Below are 2,570 nucleotides of genomic sequence, written 5' to 3' on the forward strand. Positions count from 1 at the left end.
CACCTGGACCTCGCCGCCCAGCTCCCCCCGCCTCCCCGGTGGCGCACCTACGGCGGCGGGCCGGACCCCGACGAAACCGGCGCGGACCCCCCGTTCTACGACCCGGGGCCGCGGGCCGGGAGCCCCGCCGCCGAGAGCGAGCGCCACCTGGGCCCCGTCCGGCCCTGGAGCTTCCCCATTCCCCTGGGGCCGCACCGCCGCCAGCTGCTGGACAAGGTCAACGCGGCCATCTGCCTGCGCCGCCCCCTGCTGCTGGTGGGCCCGCCCGGGATCGGCAAGTCCAGCCTCGCCCACCAGATCTCCCGCGAGCTGGGCCTGGGCCGCGTCCTGCGCTGGGCCGTCACCAGCCGCAGCACCGTGCGCGACGGCCTGTACGCCTACGACCCCCTCACCCAGATCCACGACCTCAACCTGGAGAACGCCCGCAACCGGGCCCTGGGCGCCCGGGACCGCCGCTACGCGAGCGCCGACGGCACGGAGGCCGACGCCCACCTGCGCAGCAGCGCCGAGTCGATCGGCCGCTACCTCACCCTGGGACCCCTGGGCACCGCCTTCCTGCCCACCCGGCTGCCCCGCGTGCTCCTGGTCGACGACTTCGACCTGGGCGACTTCGACCTGCCCGGCGACCTGCTCGACCTGTTCGAGAACGGCGGCTACACCGTCCCCGAGCTTGGCCGACTGGCCAACGTGGCCGGGAGGATCCGGGTGGCCACCGACGACCCCGGCCGTACGGCGGCGGTCGAACGCGGCGAGGTCCTGTGCTCGGCCTTTCCCGTCACGGTGGTGACCTGCAACGACGACCGGGACCTGCCGCCCGCCTTCCTGCGCCGCTGCATCCCGGTCCGGATGGGGCTGCCGGACGAGGACGAGCTGGTGGCCGCCGTGGCCGGGCACTTCGACGGCGACCCGCCCACCGGCACGCGGACCCTGGTCACCGAGTTCCTGCGCAGGAGCGCCGACGGCCACGGACTCGCCGTGGACCAGCTGCTCAACGCCGTGCACCTGGTCGGCGCCATGGGACGGGGCGAGCCGGGGCCCGAGCAGGTCCGCCACCTCTCCGACCTGCTCTGGCACCGCCTCACGGAAACCCCGGGATGAGCCCCGCGCACCAGCCGGGGGACGACCGCCCCCGGGGCTCCGGCGACCGGTCGGGCGGTTCCCCGGGTGGCCTCACGCCCACGGAGTGGGCGGACGCGCTCCACCTGGCGGCCCTCCAGGCGCGTGCCGAGGCCGCGCGCCGCGACCGCCCGATCTTCACGGCGCCGCCCGCCGACGGTCCGCCGCCCGGGGAGGCCGCCGGTTCCGGTCCGCCCCCGGTGGAGGCCGGGACGGGGACGGACGCGCCGGGGACCGAGCGGTCCTCCCCTGCGCCCGGCACGGACACCGGGACCGCCCGGTCCCCGGGGCTCCCCGCCGGCGGGGGCGGTTCCGCCGCCGGGCGCGTGCCCCGTGGGCGGGCCCCGGCCCCGCCGCACGGCGGTGAGGGGACGCCCCCGTGGCCGCACCGGGACCCGGGGGACGGCGGGTCGCCGACGGAGCCCCCCGGGTTCGTCCAGCCGGTCCTGGAACGGCGCCAGGAACTGGTCGCCGCACTGGGTCCCTTCCACCTGACCGAACCCCGTGGGCGGCCGGACGGCGTCGACCCGGAGGGCACCGCGCGCAACTACGCGCGCTCGCTCCTGGACAGCCTCCACTGGTCCGAGGACGAGCGCGAGGGCGCCGGCGTCCCGGTGGTGCCGCGGCCGTGCGCGCGCCGGGAACGGGCGGTCAACCTGACCCTCCTCGTCGACGACGGCGTCACCATGGCCTTCCAGCGCGGCCTGGCCGCCGAGTTCGTCCGGCTCGCGCGCTCCGGCGGGATCTTCCGCGAGGTCGCCTCCCTGTACTTCGACTCCGCGCGCCCCGGCGTCCCCAGGCTGCGCGACGGCCACGGACGCCCCGGCCGCCTCGGCGGCGGCCGCGCGCACGTGGTCCTGTTCCTCACCGACGGGCTCGGCGGCGCCTGGCGCGACCGCGGCTTCCAGGACTGGGTCGCCGAGGCCGCGGACCGCGGCGCGGTCGCGATCCTCCACCTGCTCCAGCCCCTCCTGTGGCGGCGCGGCGCCATCGCCACCGTCCCCATGGAGCTGGCCGCGCCCCGGGCCGCCGGTCCCTGCGCCGCGAACACCCGGTACGCGCGGGAGCGCACCCTCACCGACCCGGAGGAGGACAAGCGCGAGCCGGGGGTGCTCGTGCCGGTGCTGACGCTGGATCCCCGGACGATCCGCGACTGGGCGGTCTTCGCGATGGGCAGGGGCCCCGGACGCCTGTGGGCGCACACCGCGCGGTTCCCCGCGGGAGAGGACCCCGCCCCCGCCGAGGCTCCGGACGCCGGGGAACCCGCCTTCGACGCCGAACGGGAGGCGCGGCGCTTCCGGCAGCTGGCCAGTCCCGAGGCGTTCGACCTGGCGGTGGCCCTGGCCGCCGTGCCGCTGGACCCGCGTCTGGTGGAGGCGGTCTGCGAGGACGTGCTCGGCCGCACCACGCCCTCGGAGCTGACGGAGGTCTTCTTCAGCGGGCTGGTGCGCGGG

At 77.6% G+C, this 2,570-nt stretch carries 2 protein-coding genes; both read left to right on the plus strand.

Translation table 11 applies throughout. The features are described 5' to 3' along the window. Positions 1-1,098 (plus strand): AAA family ATPase (locus DQW06_RS26545; protein ID WP_232833170.1); only part of this gene is annotated, 1,098 nt, incomplete at its 5' end. Next, the coding region (locus tag DQW06_RS26550; protein ID WP_304598567.1) for an SAV_2336 N-terminal domain-related protein at positions 1,095-2,570 on the plus strand (1,476 nt) is incomplete at its 3' end. The genes DQW06_RS26545 and DQW06_RS26550, both read left to right, overlap by 4 nt.

The organism is Nocardiopsis sp. TNDT3, from assembly GCF_003427465.1.
GTDB classification, from domain to species: domain Bacteria; phylum Actinomycetota; class Actinomycetes; order Streptosporangiales; family Streptosporangiaceae; genus Nocardiopsis; species Nocardiopsis dassonvillei.